Genomic DNA, 25,005 nt, shown 5'->3' with positions numbered 1-25,005 from the left:
TTCACCGCGGTTGCTTATTTCGGCGGCGGTGAGTGGGGTTTGCCGTCGTACTGATCAGCTGTCACGGGCCTGTTGAATCTGGTTCTTGATTTCCAGGTAGGCCTGGACGCGTGCCATCACCGCGTCCGCCGCCGAGTCCGTCGGCGCGGTGTCCGGCGCTGCCTCAATCCCGTAAAGCATGGCACTCAACTTCGCGTGCAGCTCTGCGCGTTGCTCCGCAGTCCGCGCATCGTCGCGTTCTTCTTGGAGTGATTTGTCGATCAGGCGGGCCTGCGTCGCGCATCGTTCGATCAGCTCGACGCGTTCGCACGCGGCGCGCTCCAGATCGGCGACGGTGGTTCTTGCTTCCGAGAGGATCTTGCGATCGTCCTGGTTGGGCTTGTCGAGTGCGGACAACTTGTCGCCGACTTCGCGGAGGGCGTGTGCCTGCCGGAAGTTGTCGGTGATACTCCGGATGTCGGCGGTGAAGTCGACTTCGCCGAGCCACCCTGCACGCGCAGCTTCGGAGGCGCCCACCTGTTTCACTGCAGCCAGTGCCGATTCGAGTCGTGCCGTGTTCGCCTTGCCGAGGGTTTTGATGCGCTGCTGTTTCCGCTTGCGGGCCTTCTCGACGCGTTCACGTTTGGCGGCGGCCACGCGAGCCGCTTCCTCTGCGCGTTCCCGCTCGCGTTTTGCGACGAGACGCTTGTCGTTCTCGTTGACTGCCCAGCTGACGAAGACGATCAGAGCGGCAACCGCCACGAGAATGCCGAGCGTGATCCAGACCGATTTCGGGATCACCGCGATCAGGACGAGGACGCCGAGGACGGTGCCACAGCCGATCTTCTCTGAACCCCTGCTACTCACCCGTACCCCCCCTAGCCATCGAGTCCGCCCATTTCGCTGCGCGGACCCGGAGCCTTGCGCCGTCCCTTGAGTCAGCGAGCGCTGTTACTGGCAGGTTCGGTCGACAAGCCGAGGGTACTGTCTGCCACCGACATCGCGATGCCGTCCGCCTCCGAGATCGGCGTTCTCGGCTCGCACCGAGATTGTTCTGAGGGTCGCGGTCCCCCGGCGGTTGACGGCCCTCAGTGCAATTTCGAGATCCTGGGTGCCTTTCGGCAGGATCAGACCTCTTGGCGGGAGTCCGGCTTGAGCCAGAGGAGTGCGACGACGATGGCGACCATCGGGACCGCGGCCATCAGAAGGCTGATGGTGTGGATCGCGTCGAGCATGCTCTCGGTCGCGGCAGTGGCCACGATCTGGGCGCGGTCGGGGTCGAGAAGGTGGGAGCCGCCCGCCGGGCCGCCGTGCGTCGCCCGGAACGCCTCGCGCGCCTCCTCGAGCGTGATGCCGGAGCCCGCCAGCTTCTCGGTGCCTTCGGCGAGGATGAGATTGATGCCGACGAGCGCGAAGACGGTGGGGCCGAGTGAATAACCGGTCTGATTGACAGCGCTTTTGACGCCCGAGACCGCGCCGCCGAGGTGAGCGGGGGCGCTGGCCATCATGATCGACGCCTGCGGGGTCGCCACGAGGGCGCCGCCAACGACCATCAGCGCCACGGCGGCGAACACCACTGTCAGCGAGGTGCTTTCGTCGAACAGCCGAAGCAGTAGCACTGCGGCCAACATCACGGCCAACCCGCCGACCAGTATCGGTCGATCACCGAACCGTACCGCCGCCGGTCCCGCGGCCGTGGCGGCCACCGCGGCCAGCACGGTGGCCGGGATCAGCAGCAGGCCGAGCACCTCCGGTGATTCGCCACGTACGGTGACGAGATAGAACGCGAACAGGATCAGCAGCCCGCCGGTGAGGAAGTTGAACACCACTCCCGCGGTCACGGCGGCGTTGAAGCGGCCACTGCGGAAGATCGAAAGATCCAATGCCGGTTGGGGTGTCTTTGATTCTCTGGTGATGAAGCCTGCGGCGGCCAGGGCTGCGGTGCACAGGGCGGTGACGGCGACGACGTCTGCTGCCGTCTCCAGTCGGGCGATACCGAAGACGAGTGCCAGCAGCGCGACGGCGGCCAGCGCCAGGCCGGGCAGGTCGAGGGCGCGGTGGGTGCGGGGCGTGTGCGGTACGTACCGCAGCGTGATGGCCAGCGCTACCCCCGCCAGCGCCGGGGTGACGAGAAGGCTGGCCCGCCAGCTCATCTGGGTAGCGAGCAACCCGCCGATCGCGGGCAGCGGGGCCGCGACCGCGAACCCGACCCCGAAATACCACGCGATCACCGTCGTTCTGCGCTCGGGCGCGGACACCGCGTTGACGATGGCCAGCGACAAGCCCAGCAGGAACGCCAACGCCACCCCGAGGCCGGCGCGGGCGACCATCAGAACTGCTGCGGTGGGGGCGGCGGCACCCAGGACACCGAACGCGATGGTGCCGAGCAGCCCGGCCACATACATCCGCCGCATGCCGTAGACGTCGCCGAGGGCGCCGGCGCCGAGGACCGCGGCGGCCATCGTCAGCGTGGCCAGGCTCGCGGTGAAAGTCGCTGCGCTCATGGACATCCCGAGACCGATCCGCACCGTCGACATCTCGGCGGACAGGATCGTCGGATCAACGATGGCGGCGGTGTACCCCAGCCCCATCGCCACGACGGTCATCGCGGCCGCGGTGCGCGACAGTCGAGGTGGCGTCGTGTTCACGGTGTGATGAGTGCGCCCACCGTGTCGACGACCGCGCGGTTGAACGTGGCGGGTTCGTCGACGAACGGTTCGTGACCGGACTCGTCGAACCAGAGCAGCTGCTTCGACGGTGCTTCCAACATGTCGAAGTAGGCGACGGTGGTGTCGGGCGGCACCCAGTGGTCACGGCGACCGACGAAGAAGACGACCGGCATCCGCATTGCGGGCACGGCAGTGAGGAGGTTCAGCGCGGAGACCTCCTGCCACATCACGTCCATCGTGAAACGGAAGCCGCGGATATGGTTGACCAGGTCCAGCGGCGAGGATTCCGGGCGGCCGCCGAACACCGGCCCGCGCAGTTTCCACAGCGCTTTCGGTGAGAGTTGGCCGTCGAGGCGCTGCAGCCAGGTGCGCTCGGTGAACACGCCGGCTGCCGGGTACGGGGGCGGGCCGATGGCGCGCAGCGCCTTCAAGGCCCGGCGGTTGCCGCGCCGTTCAGCGGCGGCGAGCGCGCAGGCGTACGAGGCAGACTCCGCTGCCGCCGCGTCGCCGATCTGAGCGGTGCCGAGGTAGGCCGCGACCCGCTCCGGGTGCCGGTCGGCGTACAGCACGCCGAGCAACGATCCCCACGAGTGGCCGTGCAGCACGACCTGCTCGCGGCCAACGCGAGCGCAGACCATCTCGACCAGGTCGTCGAGGTCGGTGAGGAACTGCTCGACGGTCATCGACGAGCGCGGCATGCCGCGGCGGAACGACTTGCCGGCGCCGCGCTGGTCCCAGTAGACGACGGTGAACCGGTTCTCCAGTTCGGCGTTGAAGTGCCGGAGAAGGCGGGTCTCGCTGAAGCCCGGCCCGCCGTGCAGGTGGATGAGCGGCGGGTTGGCCAGGTCGTGGCCGCGGATCAGCACCCACTGGTCGACGCCGCCGAGCCGGCAGTAGCCCACCTCGGCGACGCTCTCGGGGACGACGCCACCTGCCGCGTGAGAAATGGTTTGGTGCGGCCGGCGCCATGAGCGGACTAGAACGAGCACCGGTTCAACGCCTTCTTCTGCCGACATTCCGCGGAGCCGAAACACGTGCGGGCTCCCGAAATCATGCCGACGGGGCGCCGTGCATATGGCGTGACCGATAATCAGTTAGCCGGGTAGTCACATCAGAACGTTGTCACTCCGCGAGTCCTGCAGCCTTCAAAGTGCCTGTAGCAAAGCGTTAGTGAGTAGTTTAATGTCATTAGGCGTATTTTGTAGGCCGTTCCAACGGCGTTGGTCGTCGGGCGCTAGATCCCAAACCCCGGATGTCCACGCAGCGACTCCATACAAGTTGTCTAGGTTCTGTTCTATACCAATCGAAGGTAGCGCGTCGGCTGTGATCCCATCGGTCAATGCGTCCATCACATAGCCCATCGACTGGATACCTACACCGTGCGTGAGGCGTGATTTTCGCGGAATCAATTTCCATTCGATGGGCCAAGTGGCCTCGACAAGGCTCCAATAGATCTTGAGGTGGAGAACCATGTGCTCGATATCGCCGGACCCGTCTTCGGGGTTCCGATACTGGTACAACGCCCCGTCGTACAAGCTGTTTTCGATCATCTTCAGGACACTGTTGTCCTTGATGTACCCGTCCGGTGAGGTCGGAGTGGCAATTGCTCCGCGGAACGGACTATCTGAATCCAGGTTCAGGCGCGTCATCACCTGTGCTGGTAACTGTCGACGCGCATATTTAGGGGGCAGATGACCTGTCGCGTCGGGGAGGAGTTCATGGATAAGCCCCTTTGGCAGCGGCTTCGTGTTGTTGACCAGTATGAATTGGGACCGTTGCTCGTCTTCGCCTGAAGCAATGAATGCGACTGCTGCAACTGGAAATTCAGCGACGTCGGCATCTCTGATCGCGGCTGCACGTTGCTGTCCGTCCACCAGCAGTGCCGGCTTCTCCGCGTCGGACAGGCTTTCGTCAATCGGAATGATCAGCTCACCCAAAGTGGAATAGTCGACGGGACTCCGGCGGCGGGCCGCGACGAAGCGGACTCGCGAGTCGAAGGCGAGCACAATCGCGTTCGGGAGCATCGCTTGCGGTGACTCGATGTACCGTCGGATTGCGCGGATGTGACTAATAACTTCCGGACGCTGATAGCCGTCTAGTTGGCCATGATCCGTCCGCTTGACACGCGAAACCGCTGTGAAGTCGAGAAGTCGCTTGCCATCGACCGCGAAGCAATAAATCGAACGCTCACCTTGCCGCACCTCGAGTGCTGGTACCCGAATCTCATATCTGTCAGCCACTTGCACTCCTCTCAAGGGTCGGCACGCCGGCCGGACGAAGTGATTTCATCTTCTCGGCCAGGACCGACAAGTTATGGAAGCCACGCCGCTTGTTTCGTTCACTCGCGCGGAAGATCACTATCTCGATGCCGTGCTTCTCGCACAGCCCGCACGGGCACGTCTTCCATGGAGTTGCCTCTAGGGTTTCTCTATACTGGCTGCGGTAAGACTTCTTGACGCCGATCACATTCTCGTATTCGACCACCGCTTCGAGTGTTTCGTCGACAGAAAGCTGGCCCTTGTCGTAGGCGCGCAACGCTTGCAGGCTGCACCGTTCGGCGGCGATGGCTTCGCCTTGCGAAACCTTGCCAGCAAGGATGGCACGTTTGAGGCTGACATTGCCATCAACCTGGGGCACCTTAATCGCTGCGAACGTTCGCTCAAGCGTGTGGTAGTTGTCGCGTTCGTCCATGAACGACTGTCTAAAGGCCGATGTGCTGTCGAAGCTTGTCACGCCGAGAGTGCTGAATGCTCCCATTGCTTCGAATCGCGTGATGCCAAGGAGATGTAGCTGAGTTTCGGGTGCGCGAATGCGGTCGATCGTGAGAAGGCAAGCCAGGATGTCTGTGGTCTTCAGTGAAACCATGCCACCAAGCGCGATGCGCCGATATCCCATGTCCTGCAATTGCCGAACGCTATCAGCGTAGCTCGCTGGATCCCAGCCCTGCGCGGCTCCCAGCAGTTCTACCTCGCTGTTGCGCTCTTCTGCAGCCACCAAGAACTTTTCTGCTAGGTCCAAAGATGTGTGCCGGCGCTCCTTCCACTCCTCTGGCGCGTCACTGAGGTCGCGACGGAACCCGAGGATGATGTGGTCCATGGTCACACCGGCGTCGAATCCGCAATGTTCGTAGAAGTCCAGCACTTCGTCGACTGTATACGGAGGCTCCGACTCGTTGACGTACGTAAAAGCTCCGCAATCGCCGAGAGTCGCAATGTCGTCGGGCAAGCGAAAGAAGCCGCGTACGCCAAGACGATAGAGGCGTTGGCGCTGCGGCATCGAGTACTTGCCTACGCCGCGGACGGAGCCGTCAACAATCGCTTTGGAGACCAAAATGCCGTGATAAGCCGGCGCAGTGAGGACTTCATGTGCGTAGCGGTCATCACGTTGTCGTACTCGCAGAGGTGAGTGTTCGTCGTGGATGAAGTCGTACGTCGGGCTGACCTGGTCCTGGCTATCCGGAAAATAGAATCTCATGAGCGTCCTCTGCGACTCGTTACGTAGGCGCGGGCGAGGAAATTAGAGAGCGCAGAGATGTGTTTAGACACGTTCTGCAACTCGTTCCAGGGCAGCCCTAGCTCATCCCATGTACCGCTCGTCCAGTGGCATCGATCGGCGATATAGGACAACTCTTTCTGAGTCTGGTGCATGGCTGAGGGGTCTGTCGGGTCGATATGCACCATGACACGGTCCATGAGTCGACTCATGGCTCGGATTCCTACTCCGCCCATCAATTTCGATTCGCTGGGTGATTTGCCCCATGCATCCGGGAATACAGCTCGAACTGCACACCAGTAGGTCAAAAGCACGCGGCGTATCCCATCAGTGTCCGTCGAACCGGTCGCCATGTTGCGATAGGGGAACAGCACACCAGAGGGTGATTCAAGCGACTCTTTGAGAGCTTCCACGAGGCCGGTGTCGGTGACGACCGCGACGCGCCGGTCGTCTCCCTCGCTTGAGGCTCGCTTTATCAGACCAAAAAACGGAGATTCGGGGTCGCGATTCAGCATGTCGACTAGTGCCGAGGGCATCCTCCGCTGTGACAAGCGTGGCGAGGGTGCTGAGATCACTTCTGGGAGTAGTTCGGTGACCAAGTTCGATGGTAAGGGCGCAACGGTATTAACACGAAGGAACTGGTCCCGTTGCATTTCGAGAGTGGGTGCGACAAATCCGGCAACGGGCACCGCTAGGTCACTATTAGCGGTACGCGCAAGGGCCAGGCTGCGCTGCTGCCCATCTACTATCCAGGCTGGCCGAGGAAGTGTTTCGTCTGCAGGGATAGGTATTTCGATAACTCCAGCGGTAGAACCGATGTCATCGGTGGTGCCCGGTCCTCGGCTGGAACGAAACCTGACCGTATCGGGTAGTGCCAGGATCAATCCATTGGGGAACAGAACATCGCCAGAGTTCAGGTAATCAAGGATCTGCTTAACGTGGTTACGTCGTTCTGGCCGCTGATATCCAATCAGCTTCCCGGCCTCATCGCGTGAGATCCGGGCGACATCAGCTACTTCGCGTATCTCATGCGCTGCCAACGCGAACAGGTAAAGGGGCGTATGTGAATTCTGTTCCAGTCGAACGGCGCGCCGTTCGATGACCCGATCTTGGTTATCGGTCATCCGTACCTCGATAGATCCTTGAACAGCGCGCCGAATCGCTTCTGTTCACAAGCAAAGCCACGGTCGCGCAGCATGCGTAGGGCGCGCGTGGCGGAGAGATTAGGGTCCTCGCATAAACGCTCACGAATGAAGGCTTTGATCTCGGCGTCAGTCCTCGGCGTGCGCTCGTATAACTCGGATCGGCGAACGGTACGGGCCCATCGTGACCATCGGAGTTGATCTGCCTCGGTAAAGAGGTCGGTTCCCGATCGCCGAGACATCCATCGCCTTGCCATGCGAAGGCTCAGGCTGGAGACAGTGCCTCCAAGCGCATTACGCAGGTCTCGATCTGAGGGTATCCGCGGTAAGCCCTCGATCGTCCGCCAGCCACCCACAAGGAGATAATCGCCACCGCGTTCCGCTAGTGCCGCCAGATCCCCATCCATCGCCCGCGCGTAGTTTTCCGACAGGACGAGCAGAACTGATTCTCGTGCCACTCTCTTAAGGGAAGTTGTCTGAGACAAACCACCAAGCCGAGTCCACCATTGCGAGGTTTGAGTGATGTCGGTGACGGAGTCCGCTTGGTTTCCCGCAAACGTCGCGGCGTAGGACGGCGCAAACTGAGTGACATCCCGCAGGCCCAATCCAGCGGAGGCGACTAGCATGCAGATCGCAAAGCCCTGCTTGCGGGCGTCTTCTGCAAGTGATCTCGCCTGAAGCCACGCCTCGCCTTGATACAGGTTCACCAGTTCAATCGACTTCTCCGCGCCTTCGACACGCCGACGCCACGATTCGAACCGAGTTGCCGTGTCTCCATCCGGAAGCGTCTGTATCCGCAGGTCGGGATGCGGGGCCACAGACTTGCGATCCGTGCAGTTCACGATGATCGTCAGTTTCCGCACGATGCTCCCTCCGCCTCCCAAAAACTACATCACGGATGTGTCGGGTATGTGGTGTAGTTTTCGTTACTATAACCGGACACGCCGACAGATCACCGGAGGATTCGATGGGAGATCGAGCAGTAGTTCTGCTGAGTGGAGGTCTCGACTCCACCACAGTGCTAGCGATCGCGAAGGATCAAGGATTCGCGCCCTACGCCTTGTCATTCCGCTACGGCCAGAGACACGCCGTTGAACTGGACGCAGCACGACGGGTCGCCAACCACCTGGGTGTGGAACGTCACGTTGTCGCGGAGATCGACCTACGGGTTTTCGGCGGCTCTGCACTGACCGCTGATATCGAGGTCCCAAAGCATGGGACGGTAGACGAACTGTCCGACGAGATCCCATCTACCTACGTGCCGGCCCGGAACACCATATTTCTGTCATTCGCTCTCGCCTATGCAGAGACGGTGCAGGCGGAAGACATCTTCATCGGGGTCAATGCACTCGACTACTCCGGCTATCCCGATTGCCGGCCGGAATACATCGCAGCGTTCCAGACTGTGGCTAACCTCGCCACCAAGGCCGGCGTCGGCGGCGCTGGCATCACTATCCACACACCCCTAATCGACATGACGAAAGCGCAGATCGTTCGCGCCGGCATCGAGTTAGGTGTTGATTACGGCTTAACGTCGTCTTGCTACGACCCAAATGAAAACGGTCGGCCGTGCGGAAGTTGTGATTCGTGCCTGCTTCGGCTCAAGGGTTTCGAAGAAGCCGGTTTGAGCGACCCACTGGAGTATCGGGCCGCCTGATGGCTTACACGGTCAAGGAGATTTTCTACACCCTGCAGGGTGAAGGGCATCACACCGGCAGGCCGGCAGTATTTTGTCGCTTCGCGTCGTGCAACCTCTGGACAGGACGGGAGAAGGATCGCTCGCGCGCGATCTGCCAGTTTTGTGACACCGACTTTGTCGGTACGGATGGCGTGGGCGGTGGACGCTTCACGAGCGCAGCGGAACTAGCGGAGGCGGTGGCGAGAGCCTGGCCAGAGCCGAGCTACGACAACCGCATGGTTGTCTGCACGGGAGGGGAGCCGTTACTGCAACTTGACGATGAACTCGTTGAAGCCCTCCATACGAGTGGATTTTATGTGGCAATCGAGACGAACGGGACTAAGCCGGCGCCCGCCGGCATCGATTGGATATGCGTAAGCCCGAAGGTCGATGCGCCCTTGGTGCTTACGTCAGGTGACGAATTGAAGCTGGTCTACCCACAGGAAGGCGGTGATCCGGCTCAGTTCGAACACCTCGATTTCGGGTCGTTTCGGATCTCGCCTATGGATGGTCCTGCGGTCCGCGAAAATACGGCTGCGGCCGTCGAATATTGCCTGAAGCGCCCCAAGTGGCGGCTGAACCTGCAAACCCACAAATTCTTAGGAATCCCATGACAGACACGACGGAGATCTTTTGCGAGTTTAAATTCGAAGCGGCGCATCGGCTTCCGAATGTTCCGAGCGATCATAAGTGTTCGCGTCTGCACGGCCACTCGTTTCAGCTTCAGGTCCACGTCGAGGGCCCAATCGGAGAGCAGTCAGGTTGGGTCATCGATTTCGCCAATATTAAGGACGCCTGCAAGCCGGTCATCGACCGACTGGACCACCACTATCTCAACGAGATCGAGGGCCTCGAGAACCCGACGAGCGAGCGACTCGCCGTTTGGATCTGGAATGAACTAGCTTCGTCTCTGCCGATGATGTCCGCGGTTCAGGTGCGGGAGACCTGTACGTCGGGGTGCGTGTACCGAGGGCCTAGCAAGCGGTGATCGGGCGATGAGCGAATCATTGCCCGATGTGCAAAGTGAGTTAGATGTCCGTGGCGTCCCAATAGACGAGGTCGGTATATCCGGCCTGCGGTACCCGGTCACCTTCGACGATGGCGTGATTGAACAGTCTGGCATCGCCAACATCGAGTTGACCGTCGGTTTGTCCCCTGATCGCCGCGGTACGCATATGAGTCGCATGGTCCAAGCCGTTGAACCACACCTTAGTACGGTACATCCCTACGAACTGCACACCTCGCTTAAAGCGATTGCGGCACTTTTAGAGGCCTCTGATCTGAGTCTCTCGTTAACCATGCCGGTGGCGACCTATGTGGAATCGCCGGTCACCGCGAATTCCGGATACCAAGTCCACGACTTGTCGCTCCATGCTCGACTTGTCACTGACCGATTTCAACTTGCGTGCTCTGTGACCTCCGACGTCACGACGCTATGTCCGTGCAGCAAGGAGATCAGCGACTATGGGGCCCATAACCAACGTAGTCGTGTGCTGTTATCCGTGGACGGCGAGAACGATGCTCCCTACCCGGTGTCGGTGGGTGAGCTCGTCGAGCTTATCCGGGACTCGGCGTCATGCCCCGTTTACCCCGTGGTGAAGAGACCCGATGAGCGGGCCATCACGATGGCGGCTTATGACAACCCGAAGTTCGTCGAGGATCTGATCCGCGACCTCCATCTGGCATGTCGATCTCTGGGCGTCCCCCACAAGATCACGGCGCGCAACATCGAGAGCATTCACAGCCATGACGCAGTGGCTAGGTTGGCCTGGAAGCCTTCTAACTAGCCGGCAGGCGCAATATCTAGCAGCGGTGAGGATGGCTGAATCTGTGTATTCGGTCCGTGATGGGTGGGTTGCGTCCAGCAGAGTGGTGTACGAGTCCGGAACCTGATCAGGATGTCCGGCGTGTCGTAGCCGAATGATTGAAGGTCATCGCGTGGTTCTTCGAGAGACCCGCGAAAGTCACTCGAGCAAAGGAATCGGCGCGATGACCACTGCCCACAATATCGACCTGCCCGCCGTGCCCGCCGAACGACTCACCACCTGTCACCCTGACGTGCTGCGTGGGCTGCTGGACACGTTCATCCACACGTTGATGGGAGCCGAGGCCAACGCGCTGTGCGGCGCGGGGTACGGCGAGCGCAGTACCGAGCGCACCAATTCCCGCAACGGGTACCGGCACCGCCAGTTCGACACCCGCGCAGGCAGTCTGGCTCTGGCGATCCCCAAACTGCGGCAAAGCTCCTACTTCCCGGACTGGCTGCTGGAGCGCCGCACACGCGCTGAGCGGGCCCTGACTTGGCTGTGACAGCCTGATTTGGCCCCGGGTGGACGGCTAGAAGTGGCTCCACCTGTGTGGTCGCGGGTGTGCGTGGTGACGGTCTGATTTGGCCCCGTCTTCACGACACTCCGCGTCGGTTATGACGACGTGAATTGGCCCCACCTGACAGTGATCACGTGCGGTTCGGATGGCCCGGATCGCTTGTGACGAGGGTGGTGGTTGGAGGGTGAGGTCAAGGGTGGAGCAGTTCGCGGCGATCCGCCGGGATCATCGGGTCGAGGGGTTGTCGATCCGGGCGCTGGCCGACAAGCATCGGGTGCATCGGCGCACGGTGCGCCAAGCGTTGGAATCAGCGGTGCCGCCGCCGCGCAAGAAGGCGCAACGGGTGGCGCCGCGGTTGGAGCCGTTCAAGGCGGCCATTGATGAGATGCTGCGGTCGGATCTGGAGGCTCCGAAGAAGCAACGCCACACCGCCCGAAGGGTTTTGGCGCGCCTGGTCGATGAACACGACGCTCACGGTCTGTCGTATTCGACAGTGCGTGACCACATCCGTAAACGCCGTCCGCAGATCGCGGCCGAGGCAGGCCGGGCGTTGGAAGCAGGGTTTGTGCCGCAGACGTATCGTCCGGGCGCTGAGGCCGAGGTCGACTTCCACGATCTGTGGGTGGTGCTGGCCGGGGTGAAGACCAAGACCGCGCTGTTCACGATGCGGTTGTCGTTCTCGGGGCGGGCAGCGCATCGGGCGTTCGCAACGCAGGGCCAGGAGGCGTTCCTGGAAGGCCACGTGTACGGGTTCACCCGCCTGGGCGGGGTGCCGGTCGACAAGATCCGCTACGACAACCTCAACAGCGCGGTCAAACAGGTGCTGTTCGGACGCTCACGTCAGGAGAACGAGCGCTGGATCGCGTTCCGGTCGCACTTCGGTTTTGAAGCCTGGTATTGCCAGCCCGGTCATGACGGCAGCCACGAGAAGGGCGGTGTGGAAGGCGAAGGCGGCCGGTTCCGCCGCAACCACTGCGTGCCGATGCCGGTGGTCGACTCCCTCGACGAGCTCAACGCGATGCTGTCCGCTGCTGATGACGCTGACGATCATCGTCGGATCGCTAACCGCGCCAACAGTGTTGGTCAGGACTGGGAAACCGAGCGACAGTTCCTGCAGCCGGTCACCGAGGAGTCCTTTGAGACGGCGTTGACGTTGACCCCGCGGGTGGATCGGTATGCCCAGATCATGGTGCGTTGCAACCAGTACTCGGTGCCGGCCCGGTTCATCGGGCATCGGGTGCGGGTGAAATTGTCTGCCTCCCATGTCACCGTCTATGACCGCACCACCGTGGTGGCGCGGCATCCGCGTGCGATCGGCAAGGGCACCAAAGTGCTGGATCTGGACCACTATCTGGAGATCCTGGCCCGCAAACCCGGAGCGCTGCCCGGGGCCACCGCGCTGGCCCAGGCCCGGGCAGCCAAACTGTTCACCGCCGAGCACGACGCCTGGTGGGCGGCCGCCCGTAAGATCCACGGCGATGCCGCGGGCACCCGCGCCCTGGTCGAGGTGCTGCTGCTGCACCGCCATCTGGATCGCGCTGATGTGCTGGCCGGAATCGGCGCCGCCCTGTCGGTGGGCTCGGCTAATGCTGATGTGGTGGCGTTGGAGGCCCGAAAGGCTGCCGAACAGCGCCGCGGCGGCGCAGGACTGTCAGCCGGATCGGTCCACAGCGCAGAGCTGCTTCTACTGGCGCAGCATCGTCTGGGGATAGCGATCGTCGATGAGCGTCCGCTGCCGTCGGTGGTCGCCTACGACACCCTGTTGGGTCGGCAGAGCTCATGAGTCCGCAGCGCCGCACTGTCACCGACCAGGCCGCGGTCGCGGCGATCGAACAGGGCGCCCGCATGTTGCGGCTGCCCACGATCCGCGACCGCTTCGCCGAGATCGCCATCGCGGCCGAACGTGAACAACAGTCCTATCTGGGGTTTCTTTCGGAGTTGGTGATCGCCGAGTGCGAGGACCGGGATCGGCGCCGCGCCGAGCGTCGCGTGCGCGATGCCGGGTTTCCCCGGCCAAAGCGGCTCGACGACTTCACCTTTGAGGCCAACCCGGCGATCAACCCGGCGGTTATCGGGACGCTGGCCAACTGCGCCTGGGTCAAAGCCGGCGAGCCATTGTGTTTGATCGGTGACTCCGGGACCGGCAAAACCCACCTGCTGATCGGGCTGGGAACCCTGGCCGCCGAGACCGGCTATCGCGTCCGCTACACCCTGGCAAGCAAGCTGGTCAACGAGCTCGTCGAAGCCGCTGACGATGCCCAGCTGAGCAAGCTGATCACCCGCTACGGTCGCGTTGATCTGCTGCTGATTGACGAGCTGGGCTACCTGCAGCTGGATCGCCGTGGTGCGGAGTTGTTGTTCCAGGTGCTTACCGAACGTGAAGAACGCTCGGCGGTGGCGATCGCCTCCAACGAACCCTTCTCGGCGTGGACCAAAACCTTCACCGACCCGCGCTTGTGCGCGGCCATTGTCGACCGGTTGACCTTCGCCGGACAAATCATCGAAACCGGCACCACCTCCTACCGGCTGGCTCACGCCCGCACCCGACGCCACTCCACTACTGAGCCCAGCAGTACCTGAACACCGCCGCCCCGCGCGGCCGATACAGTGACCAGGACATGTTGGTCGCCGATCTGCAGCACTTCCTCGACCTGGGCCCCGACACCCCCGGGCCGGCCCGCAAGCTCGCCGAGCACCTGGCCGGCATCGTCGCCGCAGCGTCAGCCGGCGACGCCCACACCCCATGGGAGACCGCTCTGCCGTGCCGGCGCCGACCTGCCACCCGCCGTTGCCCCGGCCGCATCACGGTGGTCTGTCCCCAACCCGATCAACCCATCGGCTGGCGCTGCACCTGCTGCGGTGACGACGGCACCATCAGCAACTGGGCAGGATCCATCTACGACCTCCGCCGACATGGGTTGACCGCGGCCCAACCGCGCCACGGCATCCTCATCGACGCCGACACCGCAGCGATCCTGCGAACCCTGCCGTTCCTCGACAATGACTGCCAACGAGCAGTTTTCGCGATCCGCGCCCTCAACAACGAGCTGCACCTCGCGATGACTGAGACCGAACTCGACGACCTGATCGACGCTCTGGCTGCCGAGTCCAACCATGAACCCAACCGGCGCCGCCAACGACAACTCGACACCGCCTACGAAGCGCTCACTGCCGCAGCCGACCAACCTCGCTAACGACCGCGACGGCCCTCCTCGACCCCACACCACACATCGGCGGCCTTTGCGCCGACGTCGACCGCGACCCAGCCATCTTCTGCGGCTAACGCCGACACCAACGCGACAGCCCCAACCCGACCGAGGTGGAGCCAAATCACGTCGTCACACCGGGGCCAATTCAAGTTGACATTGCCACTTTGTCGAGCCGGTCGACGGCATCGGCCATCTTGCAGGCGTCGTAGAGAATCCGGAGCTTGTCCGGTTCGCTATCGAGGTCGAACTCTTCGGTAATCGACTTCCAGAGCTTCTGGCCTTGATACCCAAGGCCTTTAGGCATTCTGGGCTTCACGAGGCGACAACCCCCACCCGTCGCCACCTGACCCTCACGTCTCTACGTCGGGAGATCGCCAGCCAGGCTTCTCGATTCTCCCTCTGCCAGCGTGTCTGGCGCTGTCTCTGCTTCTCCGGGGTGCGCCTCTGGTAGTTCAGGGTGGCTGCGGTCTTACAGCGGCGGCACGTGCCGTTCAATCCCCGGTATCCGTCTGCCCGAGCCGCGAACGAGGCCAGCGGAAGCGGCTCGTCACACGTGTTGCACTGCTTCAAGCCGAGCTCGTAAAGCCGTTCTCGTCGTTCTCTCTCTACTTGGCTAATACCAGCCATTTTCTACCTCTTTTTTTCCAGCCTTATAGGCCCTGAGCAGGGCTTGTTCCGGCATTTCGAGTTCCAAAGTTCGCACGCGATCTCTCGGACGTATAACGCCCCGGTCGGGAAGGCGGGGGCAGGGGTATACCCCCCTGGGTAGGCGGGGGGGCATACCCGCAGGTCAGACCCGGTGCACAGCCCTCAAGAGCAGAGGCCGGCAGGCTTAGGCACTGCGTGCCCACGCCACGCACAACCCAGGCAGCCTGCACCTACCCCAGCGGCAGGGAGGGGGCCTACCCCGGTGCCTGCGCCCTAGTGGGCAGGGTGCCCCACGCCTAGCGGCCTACCCACCCGCGAGAGGGGGGAGGCTGCCACACTCCACCGCTCGGCCTACCGCACTACTCCGCACCGCCACGGTTGCGCTCGTCGGGCAGATGCGGATGCACGGGCGGCTTCTCGACAGGACCGACAGGCCGTTCGATCACCACGGCGTGTCCTTCGGGATACACCACCTCAGCCAGGTGGGGCCACGTCTCCGGGTACACGATGCGAACTACTGCCAATTTGGCTAGACCGTCTTCGATGAGTTCCTTGGCTCTCCAGGTTGGCACCTTCGTTACGTTCCCCGACTGGGATATCAGGGTGCCTCCACCGGTCGGTTCGTAGGGTGGTCGTTCCGGCTTCATCGGTGCTCCTCGTTGATCGCTTCACCGAGCTTGATTGCCATCCACTGATCGGAGGTGATGCCGGCCTCGCGGGCTGCGTCGTAGATCTTCTTGTCCAACATCTGAAACCTGGTCCAGGCGTCCGACATCTCCACGACTGCCGCCCACAGTTCCCCCGTTCCGGCGGATGGTCCGACCGCATCGCACACCCGCTGGGCACGGACCATCTCGTTGTCGACGGCCTTGCACATGAACGAGCAGTGATCCCAATTCCCTTTGGTGACGTTGCGGTAGCACCCGTCTCGGACGCAACGCTTGACTTGGCGCCCGCCCCTCACTTGCTGACCTCTTCGACCAAGCTCGCCAGTTCGTCGCGGTGAATCTGGGCCACTAGGTCGCTGCGGTTCATCCGGAACCGGAGGATCTCCCCGTCGATCTCCAGCGATCCGGGCTCGATATAGAAGACTTTCCCTCCGAATACGGATAGCGATTTCACGTTGTCCGGGTTGGTTATTCGAAACATCAGGTTTGCTTTCTCCTCGTTCTTTCAAGGGACGAGAACGACCCCCCGCCCCGGAGGGCGGAGGGCCGAACATCGTTGTGGTGAAGCAGATCAGGCTGCGTCGTAGCCTCGGACGACGGCGGCTTCGTGGAGGAATCCGACGCCGACGCGGGTGATCGCTCGCACGTCGAGCGCGTCGTTGTAGAAACCGGAGTCCTTCGACCGGGTGACCTCGGCGTCCTTGCGGAGCACGGTCACAACACGATCCATCGGGACACCCCAGAAGAACGTGCTGGAGTCCACGCCGGGGTGCGTCAACACCGGCAGGCCGAGGATCGACAGCTCGCCGCGAGCGTCGAACGAGATCAGCGACTCGTTAGATCCGCTGGCCTTCTTGATCTGGGCGACGGTCTCGGCGGTGCTGGGAGCCATCAGCCAGTGCGTCAGCTTGGCGCCGACGTTCTTCGCCGCGAAGACAGCTTCCACGAACGGGTCGGTGTTGGCGATAGCCGAGCCGGTATCGACCGCCGTCGAGGCGATGCTCAGCAGGCCCGAGGGGCCGTTGGTCGTGGTGTTACCGACGAACGCGGTGTCGATAGCGTGGCTGATCTGATTGACCAGCCCCCGCACTGCCAGCTCTGCGACCTCGGGGGAGCTGTCGTCGGCTAGCTCGTTGGACAGGCGGGTGATGCCGCCGACCTTGCTCGGGGTGACCGTCACGCCATCGGTGCTGCCATCGGTGGCGGTGATGGTGCCCAGCTCGGTCAGCCAGTTGACAGCCGGATCCTCGTCCCAGATCGGGAAGGTGATCGAGACCTTGTCGGTCTTGACGACCGTCGAGACCTGCAAAGCGACCGACTCGCTCTGGAGTGCGGTGTTCAGCAGCGCGCCGAAGTCCTGCGGGCTAAAGGCGTCGTTGGTGCTCGAATGCTGCATTGCCATGTTGTTTCTCCTAGAAACAGTTCAGCCCCAAGGCATTCAGACCTCGGGGCTGGGATGGATGAATGGACACAGATCAGGTCACAGACCAGATCCGCCGCCACACAGTGGCTACGCGGCTACCGCCGAGCGATCACAGATCGCGCCGAGCAGTGCCAAGTCTTTTTGCACGGGAGTGCTAGTCCTTCAACAGGGCTCCCCAGTGGGGCGCTTTCCTGCCGGGGGTGCTGCCGTGCCCCTGCGACGTATCGACCGGGAGATCCCGAACCTTAAGGCCAGGTCGCTCCTGGAGGATCGCCTCCACGTCAGCAGCCACCTTGATGGGGTCGACGTTGCCGTCCTCACCGAGGTAGTCAGCCAGCCCGTTACCCGAGAGCGAGAACAGATCCGCCGGATGGCTCAGGCCAGCCGACGCCAGCCGTTCGACTTCGGCGCGTTGCATCGCCTCGATACGGGTCTGGGCGGCTGCCAGGGCGGTCTCCGCTTCGCGGGCACGTACCCGGTACTTAGCGGCCTCTGCGCCCGGACTCTTCCCGGCGCCGGGTTGAGAATCATCCTGCGGACCATCCTCGGAAGGGGTCTCGGTGGTCTCGTTCTCAGGCGTTGTCGTCTCGCTCATGCTGTTGTCTCCTGCTTGATCTCAGAGGGTGGTCCTGGGGGCTGACGCACTGTCAGCTCCGACGAACCCGCTTCGCCGGGGTGAAGGGACTGGCCCTGCCTCAAAGTGCCGTGTGTCATGCCAGAAGCGAATCCGCGCCGCCAGCTCCCATCGGCGGGAGCCATGCCGTGGCGACCGGCGCATCTCTTTGTGGATGCGTGACAAGTCGGGCACAGCCCCGGCTCGGTGCCGGTGTATGCGCAGTGCTTGTGTCTTGGGCAGGTCATGCTGCGGCAGTCCTCTTAGTGGTTTGTGTGATCTCCGGGGCATGGCTCCGGGGTATGCCGGGCATCGTCCGCAGGTTGGCCGGTGGGGCCGGTCGGGTGTATCGGCGCATCCACAGCTCGCGGCGCTCGTCCATCGAATCCGTCCAAGGCTCTGCGCCGGCCTCGCGGACGGCAGCGGCGTAAGGTGCGCCGCGCTTGGCGTACCAGTGCTCGAAGTGCTCCAGCCGCTCCTCTTCGGTGCGGGCGGATGGTCGGTCTCGGTGGTATCCCGGATCGGGCCGAACCTCGCGTGTGGACTCGACGCTCTGGACTCCTCCGTCCTCAACGTCGGCAGACCCGGAGAGGTCAACGCGGATGCTCATCGAGCACTCCAGGCGGCGAAGATTGCGCCGTCCCACAGCCCAGGTTGGCCGAGCGAATAGGTGCAGCGGTCTAGGTCGATCTGCCACACCTCGTCAGTGCCGCCGCCGAGGGCGGCGCATCGGGCGAATGCCTCGGTGATTGGATCGGGTCGGTTGTGTTCTGTCATCGCGTTCTCTCTTTCGGATTGTTTGGGCATGCAAAAAGGCCCCGGTCTTGGCTGACCGAGGCCCTTCGTTGATCGGTTCCCGACCCTCACCGCTGACGCGGACTCGGGACGGGGGCTCCCTCGCTTCGCTCGGGGGCCGGGAGAGCCCGACATATATGGGGCTCTTTCATCTCAATTGCACCTTTTGCACCCTGGAGGGTGTTTTCGCAGGTAGCCGCGTTTCGGTGGGGTGCAATTCGGGGTGCAGAACTTGCAAAACCGCAGGTGAGTTTTGCACCCTGTTTTGCACCCTACTCCGGAGTAAGTTCTGGTTGGAACGGGTCCGGTACCGGTTCGGGCACCGAGACGAACTCCCAACCTCGGGCACCTTTACGGGTCTTCGGGTCTCCGAGGACAGCCGAGACGCGAGAGTAGAAGTTGCCTTTGGTCAACGCTGTCTTGCCGTTACCGTCACGAATCCAGAACTCGTAGTTCAGGTACGCGGCCTTGCGTTCGGTGAATCCCTCTAGCTCCGTCTCAGCGAGCCACGTACGGACCGGGTCAGACCTGTTGGCGAATGCGGTGTGAGCGCGCTGCCCCGGCTCCGACGTACGGATGTGGAACGGGTTGCGGTGAGCGTGCTGCAACAGCTTCCCGGTGATCGCTGGCAGCTCGTCTAACAGCCGATCGAACAGCGTGGTATCCGAGCCGTCGAACGTATTGGGGAACTCGACGACCTCCCAGCGCCGGAGGTAGCCATCGGAGGTGTCAGCCGAGGTCGGAATCTGGTTGGCCGAGAAAACGGGAACAGCCCACACTTTCGCCGAAAACGCCTGTGCGTTCTTCACGTCCATATGCACCAGGTCATCGCCGGTCATCATCTTGAATGCTCCGGTGTTGGTGATGTGCTCCCCGTCGATGTCGCCCACGATGTTCAGCGGCTTGCCGTACAGGTGCGCCGCTGCGAACCTGGTTCCCATCTTGCTCAGCGCTACCGTCGAGATGTTGGAATCCCCGACTATCGCTCTCACGACCCGGAGCAATATCCCCTTGCCGTTTCGGCCACGCCCGGAGAACATCACTGCCTTTTGTCTCGGGTTACCCGGCAATAGCAGGTAAGCCAGTATGTCTAGCACTCGATCTCGGTCTCCGGGGTGGAGAACCGATTCCAGGAATGCATCAAACTCCGTTGTTGGAGTGTCGAACTCGGGGTCTACTTGGATTTGGTACGTGGTCAGCACGTCGGGGCTGTGACCTACGACCTTTCCGGTCTCGATGTCGAATAGGCCCGATGGCGTGGATACGTAACGAGGCTCAGGGTTATCCGGGTGAATGGTCCTATCGTGGTGGACCATCTCGGCGCGGATCCGGTCGATAACCGTCCCTAGGTGTTTTGGCCTGCGGTAATTCTTACCCATCACCATCGGCAAAGTGTGCTCGACAACCTTCCGGTCCTCGCTCCACACGCCGGCCCCATAAGACCAGAGGGCTCCGGATACCGGGTCTAGCCGAATCGGCTTCTTAGCTTGGACAGTCTGGGACCACTCCACAGGGTTAAATCCGCTGCGGTCCTCGGGGTCCACAATGTTGTGGGCGAACCTCGGGTGTACATCTTGGCTTTCGCAGTCGCAAGGGAGGCTGTCGCAGTAGTCGCAGTAATCAGCGGCGATAGTCACTTGCTCCGAGCCTCCAGCTCGGCGCGGAGAGATTCGGCCTCGGCACGGGCGTCGTTACGCTGCGTCCTATATCTGGCGTTCTCGCGGCGCAGTTCCTCCAGCCGCTTCGCCCAGTCGTTGGGTAAGTCGCTCTGACACCCATTGAACTGGCGCAGACGAGCCCGGAGACTCCTGTTCTCCGCTCGTAGCGCTCGGACTTTCTCCTGCCAGAAATCGGGTAGTTCGTGGATCGTTATGTGTTGGTCTGACATGGTGTTTCACCTTCCTTGGGGTGTATACGACGGCCTCCTGGGCCGTACATTCTTTGGGGCTAGGAGGCCATCAAGGCTTCTAGCTCGCGGTAGCGCCGGAGCTGTTCACGGCACTTCGCCGCGTGGCGCTTTCTCGCCTCGTGGCGGCAGATTTGGCAGCGCCCGTTCCGGCGGTGATGCTCCGGGTGCTCGGTGCAGCGACGTCCGGTCATGATTGGTTTCCTTCTGGGGCCGCCACAGACGTGCCCCTCATCTCTGGGATGGACCGCCGGCCTCAGACCAGGCGGTAAGGCTCGTGGGAGCCTTTGCGTTGACAAAAAAAGCCAGAACGTCGAAGAGGACGTTCCGGCGAAGATGGTGAGTGAGTGTGAGAACCCCCGGTTGCGCAGCACAAGGCCTGTCGCGGAGGCCGCTCAACCTCTACCGGGGGTTTTCCAACCGCCATCAACCATGGGGTAAAAATCGAAGCTGACGAACCGCCACCGAGGCCTGATCCTAGATTGACACCGTACTTCGATTTACGACAACCGATCGGCTGCCGGAGCATGTCCCGAGTCTCGTGGATTCTTGGTGACGATCCATGGTGAACTCTAGGCGGCGGCACCGACAGCTTCGGTACCGGCGGCGGTTTTGGGGTGGGCGTGTCGATGTAGGGCAGCTACGAGCTGGGGCATCTGCTTGTGGCCCTTGATGCGGCGGAAGGCTCGCTCGGCGTTGAGCATGCCGGCTGCGGTCCAGCGCAGCACCATCTGCCCGTCGCGCCAGCGGGTGACGTTTCGGTTGGTGGTGCGCGCGATCGAGATCATCGACTCGACTGGGTTGGAGGTTGTCAGTGTTTTGGCGAGCCGGCCGTCGATGCCCAGACGGGCGACGGTGAACATCTCGTCCAGCCCCTCGCGCAGCGACGCGGCCGCGCCGGGATAGTTCTTCTCCAGTTGCGCAGCAAGGCTTTTGGCATTGGCTAGCCCGGTGTGGGGGTCAGGGTGGCCGAACGCCTTGACCAGCTTGGCATCCACCCAGGCCTGCTCCTTATCGGGCAGGTGATCGGCGACATTCCTACGCTTGTGCAGGGTGCATCGTTGGATCGCAGCCTTGGCGCCGAACACCTCACGCACCGCGGCGGCCAATGCCTTGGCCCCGTCGCAGACAACCAGCAGTCCGTCATCGAAGCGCAGGCCACGCTCAACGAGATCGGCCAACAGCGAGCACACCACCGTCTTGTTCTCGGTGGAGCCGTCCCACAACCCGACCGGCTTCTTCGTGCCGTCGGCGGTGATCGCCAGCGCCACCACCACGCACCGGCCAGCCATATGCTCCCCGTCGAGCATGAGCACCTTGATGTCCTCGCCGGCCAAGTCGCGGCTCATCAACTCGGCCAGCGCGGTCTCGGTCTGCTTGACGAATCGACGCGAGATCGCCGACTTCGAAGTGGATTTCTGTGTGCCGCTGACTTTTTCGCCGACCGGCTCGGCGGTGCGGGCGTGCCGGCGAGTGGCCACCCCGGCGGCCATCCGCTCCATCACCACCTGAGTCAGCAGGTCGTCAGCAGCGAAGTGGGCGTAGCTGGTCAACGGCACCTCATGGCCCTCGACGGTGCGTGCCCGCGGCCGCTCGACCGGCACCCGGCGACCGCCAAGAGTCACCGATCCCTTCTCGGCGCCATGGCGCACCGCGGCGCGATCCGGGTTGTGCTTGCCCTTGGGTCCGGCAATCTCGGTGATCTCGGCCTCAAACATCGCGGCCATCACCGCCATCCCGGCGGCCACGCTCATCGCCATCAGCCCTTCACGCGCGGCATCGGCGATATCGGTCATCGCCAGCGCGATCTCCTCCGGCAACTCGGGCAGAGCGGCAGCATCGATCGTGTCAGCGAGACGAACAGTAGGTACGGTCTTCATGGCGGTCCCTTACTCCTTCTTCGAGGTGTACTTGGCGGTTCACCCGAAGACCTACCATCAGGCAGGCCTCAGGTGAGGGACCGTCACCTCAAATTCCACGAAGAACGGGACAACCTCGGCTGCCGCCTTCCGGCCAATTAGGGCCGGGAAGTTCTTAAGGGAAGGCGGGAGCTCAGAAAGCTCTACCCCCTCCACCCTGTAGTACATTCGACTTTGTAACCTGAGGGCACCCTAACAAAATGCTCAGCGGTATTACTGCTGGTCAGATTGTCGTGGTATGACCGGGATCACACTTAGCTGCCTAGTGGGAAGCGGACAAGGTGACCGTCGTCGGTTCTGCCAAGCACGATTTTGCGGTACTTATATCCATCGGTGCCGGGCTCCCGTTTCAGCTCCAGCACGCCGAGTTGCACAAGCCTCTGAATAGGCGCGCTTTCTGCCACGTCAGTGGGCAGGGTGTCACCGTAAGCCAGGATCGACTTAGCGGCCTCCAGGTCATCTGATGTTGAGCCTTCACAGACGTTCTCTATCGACCTCAACCAGTCCGTGTCATCCATGGTTCACAGTGTGCCTGCCGCCAGCTCGGCGTCCGTCACGATCTCGTCGGGGATGGTGAGCGAGTACCGGGGCCGGCTTCGGCGGGTCCGGTCGACCCGCAGGAAGCCGTACGTCTCCAAGTGCCATAGACCTTGGGCTGTCTGCATGTCGTTCAGCGTCGTCTTGACGCCGATCAGGCCGTACGCGGCCAGTAAGTCGTTCATCGTCAGATCGTCGGGGTAGGTCTCGACGGCGGTACCCACCGCCTCGATCCACTCGAATTGGTCCGTTTCAACAGCGGTAGCGCTCATGGTGTTCTCCTTCTAAGTGTTTGCTGAGCACAAACACCGTCGCACACCTACAGCACAACATCAACCCCCAGAAAGGGGTGTTTATCTGCGGGTTCTCTGTTATACTTCAAACGGAATTTGGCCTGCTGTACGGGCAGAGGTAGTTAGCCTTGACACCGTACGAGGGTCAGCAAGCGGCACGCCGTCCTCTGGGCGGTAGATGTGCCAGCGCAGCGGCTTACCCGACGACAACTCGAACCTCACGCCGTGGTCGGTGATGAGCTGTCGGCGGTACTGCGCAAGGTCGTCGCGCTCGGTGTGCCAGACCTCGCGGTAGGTCTGTCCGGTCTCCTCGGTGACCCACCCGGCGGGCCGGTGAGGCTTGCCCTCCAGCTCGGTTCTGCGGTCGATGAGCGATTTCATCCGCTGGAGGTAGACCCTCTCGTCGTCCTCCGAGGCGATCAGCCCCGCGTCGGACTCTCGACGTAGCCGGTCGATGCTGGAGAGAACCTGCTCCAGCTCGTGGGAATGATCCTCCCCGGCGACGAACACGCGCCGGGTGATCTTCTCGTCTCCCCACCGCTCTAAGAATGTCTCCTCTAAAAGCGAATCCGCGTCGTCAGCTCGGATGCTGACCCCTCGGCAGTTCTGCGGAGTGCGGCTACAGCGGTATACGCGCCACGTCTTGTCACTGCCGTTCCGGTCCTTGCTGACCTGCTGCGAGAGCGAAGCCCCGCATTGCCCACAGAAGCCCACCCCGAGCATCGGATTGACCGAGCCTGTTGGGGTGCGGCGGTTCTGCTTGCGACGGGCAGCGGCGTCCTGGATCTGTTTCCAATGGTCGGGGTCGAACGTCGGCGGTGCGAGCCGCACGGGCTCCCCGTCGCCGTCTAGGACTGCCTTGTCCTTGAATGTCTTTATGCCCTGCGTCTTGGGTGAGGTGAGTGCGCTGGAGACCACGCTCACCGTCCACGGTTTACGCCGGGGCTCTTTGCCCTTCGCCACTAGTGCCCGGTCTCGGTTGGTCAAAGCCCCCGTCTCGGTGAGCCACGTAGCAATACGTACGAAACTCCAGCCGGCCAAGAGCTTTTCGGCCATCTGATGCAGCAGTTCTCTACCCTCGGGGTCGGTGTCTAGACCCTTGCCCTTGCCGCTCGGGTGGTCGACAACCTTGAACCCCAGCGGCGCGACTCCAGACGCCCAGCGGTCGCGCTGGCGCAGCTCCCGGTGACTGTCGGTGGCTCGGGACTTGAAGCGGTTTAGCTCCAGTTGGGCGAAGAACGAGCCGAGGTAAACGAACAGCTCGGCCATCATGGCGTCGATGCCTTTGGCGGCTCCAGGGCGGTAGTCCAGCGTCAGCCCGTCGTCGGCGAACACGACCATCTTGTGGCGCTCCTCGGCCCAACGGGCGAAGTCAACGCAATGCCGGGTGGACCGGAATGCGCGGTCCATCTTCGACCAGACGATGACATCCCACTCCGAGGCTCCCTCGTCGGTGAGCCACCGGCCAAGCTCGGGCCGATCCTCCGGTCGCTTCTCAGCGGACACCCCGAGGTCTTGAAACATCCCGACGATCTCGTAACCCTTGGACGACGCCCAACGTGTGGTGCTTTCGATCTGCGCCTCGTGGGAGACCTTCTGAGGTCCCTGGACGACGGACACGCGAGCGCCTACGAGTGCCCTCAGCGGCGGTAACGTGGCTCTTGGTTCGTCCGCACCCATACCGTCATCGTACTCGGATGTGCTAGCAT

General features: G+C 62.5%; 25 protein-coding genes and 1 pseudogene. 8 read left to right on the top strand and 18 right to left on the bottom strand.

Annotated elements, in window-relative coordinates; translation table 11 throughout:
• Nucleotides 1–54: 54 nt before the first annotated feature.
• From BN976_RS01360 to BN976_RS33485, 7 genes are all read right to left on the bottom strand, one after another.
• Nucleotides 55–846, bottom strand: coding sequence for a hypothetical protein (locus BN976_RS01360; protein WP_051558246.1), 792 nt, complete (start codon nucleotides 844–846; stop codon nucleotides 55–57).
• A gap of 260 nt (nucleotides 847–1,106) precedes the next feature.
• Entirely contained in the window at nucleotides 1,107–2,627 is a 1,521-nt protein-coding gene (locus BN976_RS01355) for an MFS transporter (RefSeq protein WP_036367327.1), read from the bottom strand.
• Nucleotides 2,624–3,637, bottom strand: a complete 1,014-nt coding sequence (locus tag BN976_RS01350; RefSeq protein ID WP_235621944.1) for an alpha/beta fold hydrolase — start codon at nucleotides 3,635–3,637, stop codon at nucleotides 2,624–2,626. Before BN976_RS01350 ends, BN976_RS01355 begins: the two co-directional genes overlap by 4 nt.
• A gap of 156 nt (nucleotides 3,638–3,793) precedes the next feature.
• Nucleotides 3,794–4,888: a DGQHR domain-containing protein DpdB gene (gene dbpB, locus BN976_RS01345; protein ID WP_036367324.1), complete on the bottom strand. Its 1,095-nt coding sequence runs from the start codon at nucleotides 4,886–4,888 to the stop codon at nucleotides 3,794–3,796.
• Nucleotides 4,881–6,122: a tRNA-guanine transglycosylase DpdA gene (gene dpdA / locus BN976_RS01340; RefSeq protein WP_036367323.1), complete on the bottom strand. Its 1,242-nt coding sequence runs from the start codon at nucleotides 6,120–6,122 to the stop codon at nucleotides 4,881–4,883. Before dpdA ends, dbpB (BN976_RS01345) begins: the two co-directional genes overlap by 8 nt.
• Entirely contained in the window at nucleotides 6,119–7,264 is a 1,146-nt protein-coding gene (dbpB, locus tag BN976_RS32330) for a DGQHR domain-containing protein DpdB (RefSeq protein WP_084182171.1), read from the bottom strand. Before dbpB (BN976_RS32330) ends, dpdA begins: the two co-directional genes overlap by 4 nt.
• Nucleotides 7,261–8,145 carry a hypothetical protein gene (locus tag BN976_RS33485; protein WP_145977901.1) on the bottom strand — a complete coding sequence of 295 codons (885 nt, stop codon included), beginning with the start codon at nucleotides 8,143–8,145 and terminating at the stop codon, nucleotides 7,261–7,263. Before BN976_RS33485 ends, dbpB (BN976_RS32330) begins: the two co-directional genes overlap by 4 nt.
• A gap of 104 nt (nucleotides 8,146–8,249) precedes the next feature.
• Here BN976_RS33485 and queC point away from each other — a divergent pair, with 104 nt between their 5' ends.
• From queC to BN976_RS01300, 8 genes and pseudogenes are all read left to right on the top strand, one after another.
• Nucleotides 8,250–8,939, top strand: a complete 690-nt coding sequence (gene queC, locus BN976_RS01335; protein ID WP_036367319.1) for a 7-cyano-7-deazaguanine synthase QueC — start codon at nucleotides 8,250–8,252, stop codon at nucleotides 8,937–8,939.
• Complete coding sequence (queE, locus tag BN976_RS01330; protein WP_036367317.1) at nucleotides 8,939–9,574, top strand: 7-carboxy-7-deazaguanine synthase; 636 nt, start codon at nucleotides 8,939–8,941, stop codon at nucleotides 9,572–9,574. The genes queC and queE overlap by 1 nt, the downstream gene beginning before the upstream one ends.
• A complete protein-coding gene (gene queD, locus BN976_RS01325) occupies nucleotides 9,571–9,948 on the top strand; it encodes a 6-carboxytetrahydropterin synthase QueD (RefSeq protein WP_036367315.1) in 378 nt (125 codons plus the stop codon). Before queE ends, queD begins: the two co-directional genes overlap by 4 nt.
• Nucleotides 9,949–9,955: 7 nt before the next feature.
• Nucleotides 9,956–10,747 carry a GTP cyclohydrolase I FolE2 gene (locus BN976_RS01320; protein WP_199558873.1) on the top strand — a complete coding sequence of 264 codons (792 nt, stop codon included), beginning with the start codon at nucleotides 9,956–9,958 and terminating at the stop codon, nucleotides 10,745–10,747.
• Between the two features lie 202 nt (nucleotides 10,748–10,949).
• Nucleotides 10,950–11,261, top strand: a pseudogene (locus BN976_RS01315) (transposase); the annotation flags it as partial.
• A gap of 208 nt (nucleotides 11,262–11,469) precedes the next feature.
• Nucleotides 11,470–13,068, top strand: coding sequence for an IS21 family transposase (gene istA / locus BN976_RS01310; RefSeq protein WP_036367312.1), 1,599 nt, complete (start codon nucleotides 11,470–11,472; stop codon nucleotides 13,066–13,068).
• Nucleotides 13,065–13,865 (top strand): IS21-like element helper ATPase IstB, encoded by an 801-nt coding sequence (istB, locus tag BN976_RS01305; RefSeq protein WP_036367309.1) that lies wholly within the window; start codon nucleotides 13,065–13,067, stop codon nucleotides 13,863–13,865. The genes istA and istB overlap by 4 nt, the downstream gene beginning before the upstream one ends.
• Nucleotides 13,866–13,903: 38 nt before the next feature.
• On the top strand, nucleotides 13,904–14,479 hold the full coding sequence (locus BN976_RS01300; RefSeq protein ID WP_036367307.1) for a hypothetical protein: 576 nt from the start codon (nucleotides 13,904–13,906) through the stop codon (nucleotides 14,477–14,479).
• Nucleotides 14,480–14,639: 160 nt separating this feature from the next.
• On the opposite strand, the gene BN976_RS33710 is transcribed toward BN976_RS01300, so the two are convergent.
• The 11 genes from BN976_RS33710 to BN976_RS01255 form a co-directional block, all read right to left on the bottom strand.
• On the bottom strand, nucleotides 14,640–14,810 hold the full coding sequence (locus BN976_RS33710; protein ID WP_158497994.1) for a hypothetical protein: 171 nt from the start codon (nucleotides 14,808–14,810) through the stop codon (nucleotides 14,640–14,642).
• A gap of 691 nt (nucleotides 14,811–15,501) precedes the next feature.
• Nucleotides 15,502–15,714 carry a hypothetical protein gene (locus BN976_RS33480; RefSeq protein ID WP_145977900.1) on the bottom strand — a complete coding sequence of 71 codons (213 nt, stop codon included), beginning with the start codon at nucleotides 15,712–15,714 and terminating at the stop codon, nucleotides 15,502–15,504.
• 71 nt (nucleotides 15,715–15,785) lie between these two features.
• On the bottom strand, nucleotides 15,786–16,019 hold the full coding sequence (locus BN976_RS01295; RefSeq protein WP_036367304.1) for a hypothetical protein: 234 nt from the start codon (nucleotides 16,017–16,019) through the stop codon (nucleotides 15,786–15,788).
• 83 nt (nucleotides 16,020–16,102) lie between these two features.
• Nucleotides 16,103–16,291: a hypothetical protein gene (locus BN976_RS01290; protein WP_036367302.1), complete on the bottom strand. Its 189-nt coding sequence runs from the start codon at nucleotides 16,289–16,291 to the stop codon at nucleotides 16,103–16,105.
• A 90-nt stretch (nucleotides 16,292–16,381) separates the two neighbouring features.
• Nucleotides 16,382–17,212 (bottom strand): phage major capsid protein, encoded by an 831-nt coding sequence (locus tag BN976_RS01285; RefSeq protein WP_036367299.1) that lies wholly within the window; start codon nucleotides 17,210–17,212, stop codon nucleotides 16,382–16,384.
• A gap of 175 nt (nucleotides 17,213–17,387) precedes the next feature.
• Nucleotides 17,388–17,828 (bottom strand): hypothetical protein, encoded by a 441-nt coding sequence (locus BN976_RS33995; protein ID WP_051558244.1) that lies wholly within the window; start codon nucleotides 17,826–17,828, stop codon nucleotides 17,388–17,390.
• 1,085 nt (nucleotides 17,829–18,913) lie between these two features.
• Nucleotides 18,914–20,278, bottom strand: a complete 1,365-nt coding sequence (locus tag BN976_RS32325; RefSeq protein WP_084182169.1) for a DNA primase family protein — start codon at nucleotides 20,276–20,278, stop codon at nucleotides 18,914–18,916.
• 841 nt (nucleotides 20,279–21,119) lie between these two features.
• Complete coding sequence (locus BN976_RS01270) at nucleotides 21,120–22,427, bottom strand: IS256 family transposase (protein ID WP_036367295.1); 1,308 nt, start codon at nucleotides 22,425–22,427, stop codon at nucleotides 21,120–21,122.
• A 293-nt stretch (nucleotides 22,428–22,720) separates the two neighbouring features.
• Nucleotides 22,721–22,984: a hypothetical protein gene (locus BN976_RS01265; protein ID WP_036367292.1), complete on the bottom strand. Its 264-nt coding sequence runs from the start codon at nucleotides 22,982–22,984 to the stop codon at nucleotides 22,721–22,723.
• A gap of 3 nt (nucleotides 22,985–22,987) precedes the next feature.
• Nucleotides 22,988–23,275, bottom strand: coding sequence for a hypothetical protein (locus BN976_RS01260; protein ID WP_145977898.1), 288 nt, complete (start codon nucleotides 23,273–23,275; stop codon nucleotides 22,988–22,990).
• A gap of 99 nt (nucleotides 23,276–23,374) precedes the next feature.
• Entirely contained in the window at nucleotides 23,375–24,976 is a 1,602-nt protein-coding gene (locus BN976_RS01255; RefSeq protein WP_084182167.1) for a recombinase family protein, read from the bottom strand.
• Nucleotides 24,977–25,005 lie beyond the last annotated feature (29 nt).

The sequence above is a fragment of the Mycolicibacterium austroafricanum genome (assembly GCF_000612725.1).
Classification (GTDB): Bacteria; Actinomycetota; Actinomycetes; order Mycobacteriales; family Mycobacteriaceae; genus Mycobacterium; species Mycobacterium austroafricanum.
This window is presented reverse-complemented; position numbering and strand designations above follow the sequence as displayed.

What these genes read in the sequence shown, in the direction of transcription:
- dpdA (WP_036367323.1), bottom strand. Translation starts at nt 6,122, where the DNA reads ATGAGATTCTATTTTCCGGATAGCCAGGACCAGGTCAGCCCGACGTAC.
- dbpB (WP_084182171.1), bottom strand. Translation starts at nt 7,264, where the DNA reads ATGACCGATAACCAAGATCGGGTCATCGAACGGCGCGCCGTTCGACTG.
- queC (WP_036367319.1), top strand. Translation starts at nt 8,250, where the DNA reads ATGGGAGATCGAGCAGTAGTTCTGCTGAGTGGAGGTCTCGACTCCACC.
- queE (WP_036367317.1), top strand. Translation starts at nt 8,939, where the DNA reads ATGGCTTACACGGTCAAGGAGATTTTCTACACCCTGCAGGGTGAAGGG.
- queD (WP_036367315.1), top strand. Translation starts at nt 9,571, where the DNA reads ATGACAGACACGACGGAGATCTTTTGCGAGTTTAAATTCGAAGCGGCG.
- BN976_RS01320 (WP_199558873.1), top strand. Translation starts at nt 9,956, where the DNA reads ATGAGCGAATCATTGCCCGATGTGCAAAGTGAGTTAGATGTCCGTGGC.
- istB (WP_036367309.1), top strand. Translation starts at nt 13,065, where the DNA reads ATGAGTCCGCAGCGCCGCACTGTCACCGACCAGGCCGCGGTCGCGGCG.
- BN976_RS01300 (WP_036367307.1), top strand. Translation starts at nt 13,904, where the DNA reads ATGTTGGTCGCCGATCTGCAGCACTTCCTCGACCTGGGCCCCGACACC.
- BN976_RS01295 (WP_036367304.1), bottom strand. Translation starts at nt 16,019, where the DNA reads ATGTGCAAGGCCGTCGACAACGAGATGGTCCGTGCCCAGCGGGTGTGC.
- BN976_RS01290 (WP_036367302.1), bottom strand. Translation starts at nt 16,291, where the DNA reads ATGTTTCGAATAACCAACCCGGACAACGTGAAATCGCTATCCGTATTC.
- BN976_RS01285 (WP_036367299.1), bottom strand. Translation starts at nt 17,212, where the DNA reads ATGGCAATGCAGCATTCGAGCACCAACGACGCCTTTAGCCCGCAGGAC.
- BN976_RS33995 (WP_051558244.1), bottom strand. Translation starts at nt 17,828, where the DNA reads ATGAGCGAGACGACAACGCCTGAGAACGAGACCACCGAGACCCCTTCC.
- BN976_RS01270 (WP_036367295.1), bottom strand. Translation starts at nt 22,427, where the DNA reads ATGAAGACCGTACCTACTGTTCGTCTCGCTGACACGATCGATGCTGCC.
- BN976_RS01265 (WP_036367292.1), bottom strand. Translation starts at nt 22,984, where the DNA reads ATGGATGACACGGACTGGTTGAGGTCGATAGAGAACGTCTGTGAAGGC.
- BN976_RS01260 (WP_145977898.1), bottom strand. Translation starts at nt 23,275, where the DNA reads ATGAGCGCTACCGCTGTTGAAACGGACCAATTCGAGTGGATCGAGGCG.
- BN976_RS01255 (WP_084182167.1), bottom strand. Translation starts at nt 24,976, where the DNA reads ATGGGTGCGGACGAACCAAGAGCCACGTTACCGCCGCTGAGGGCACTC.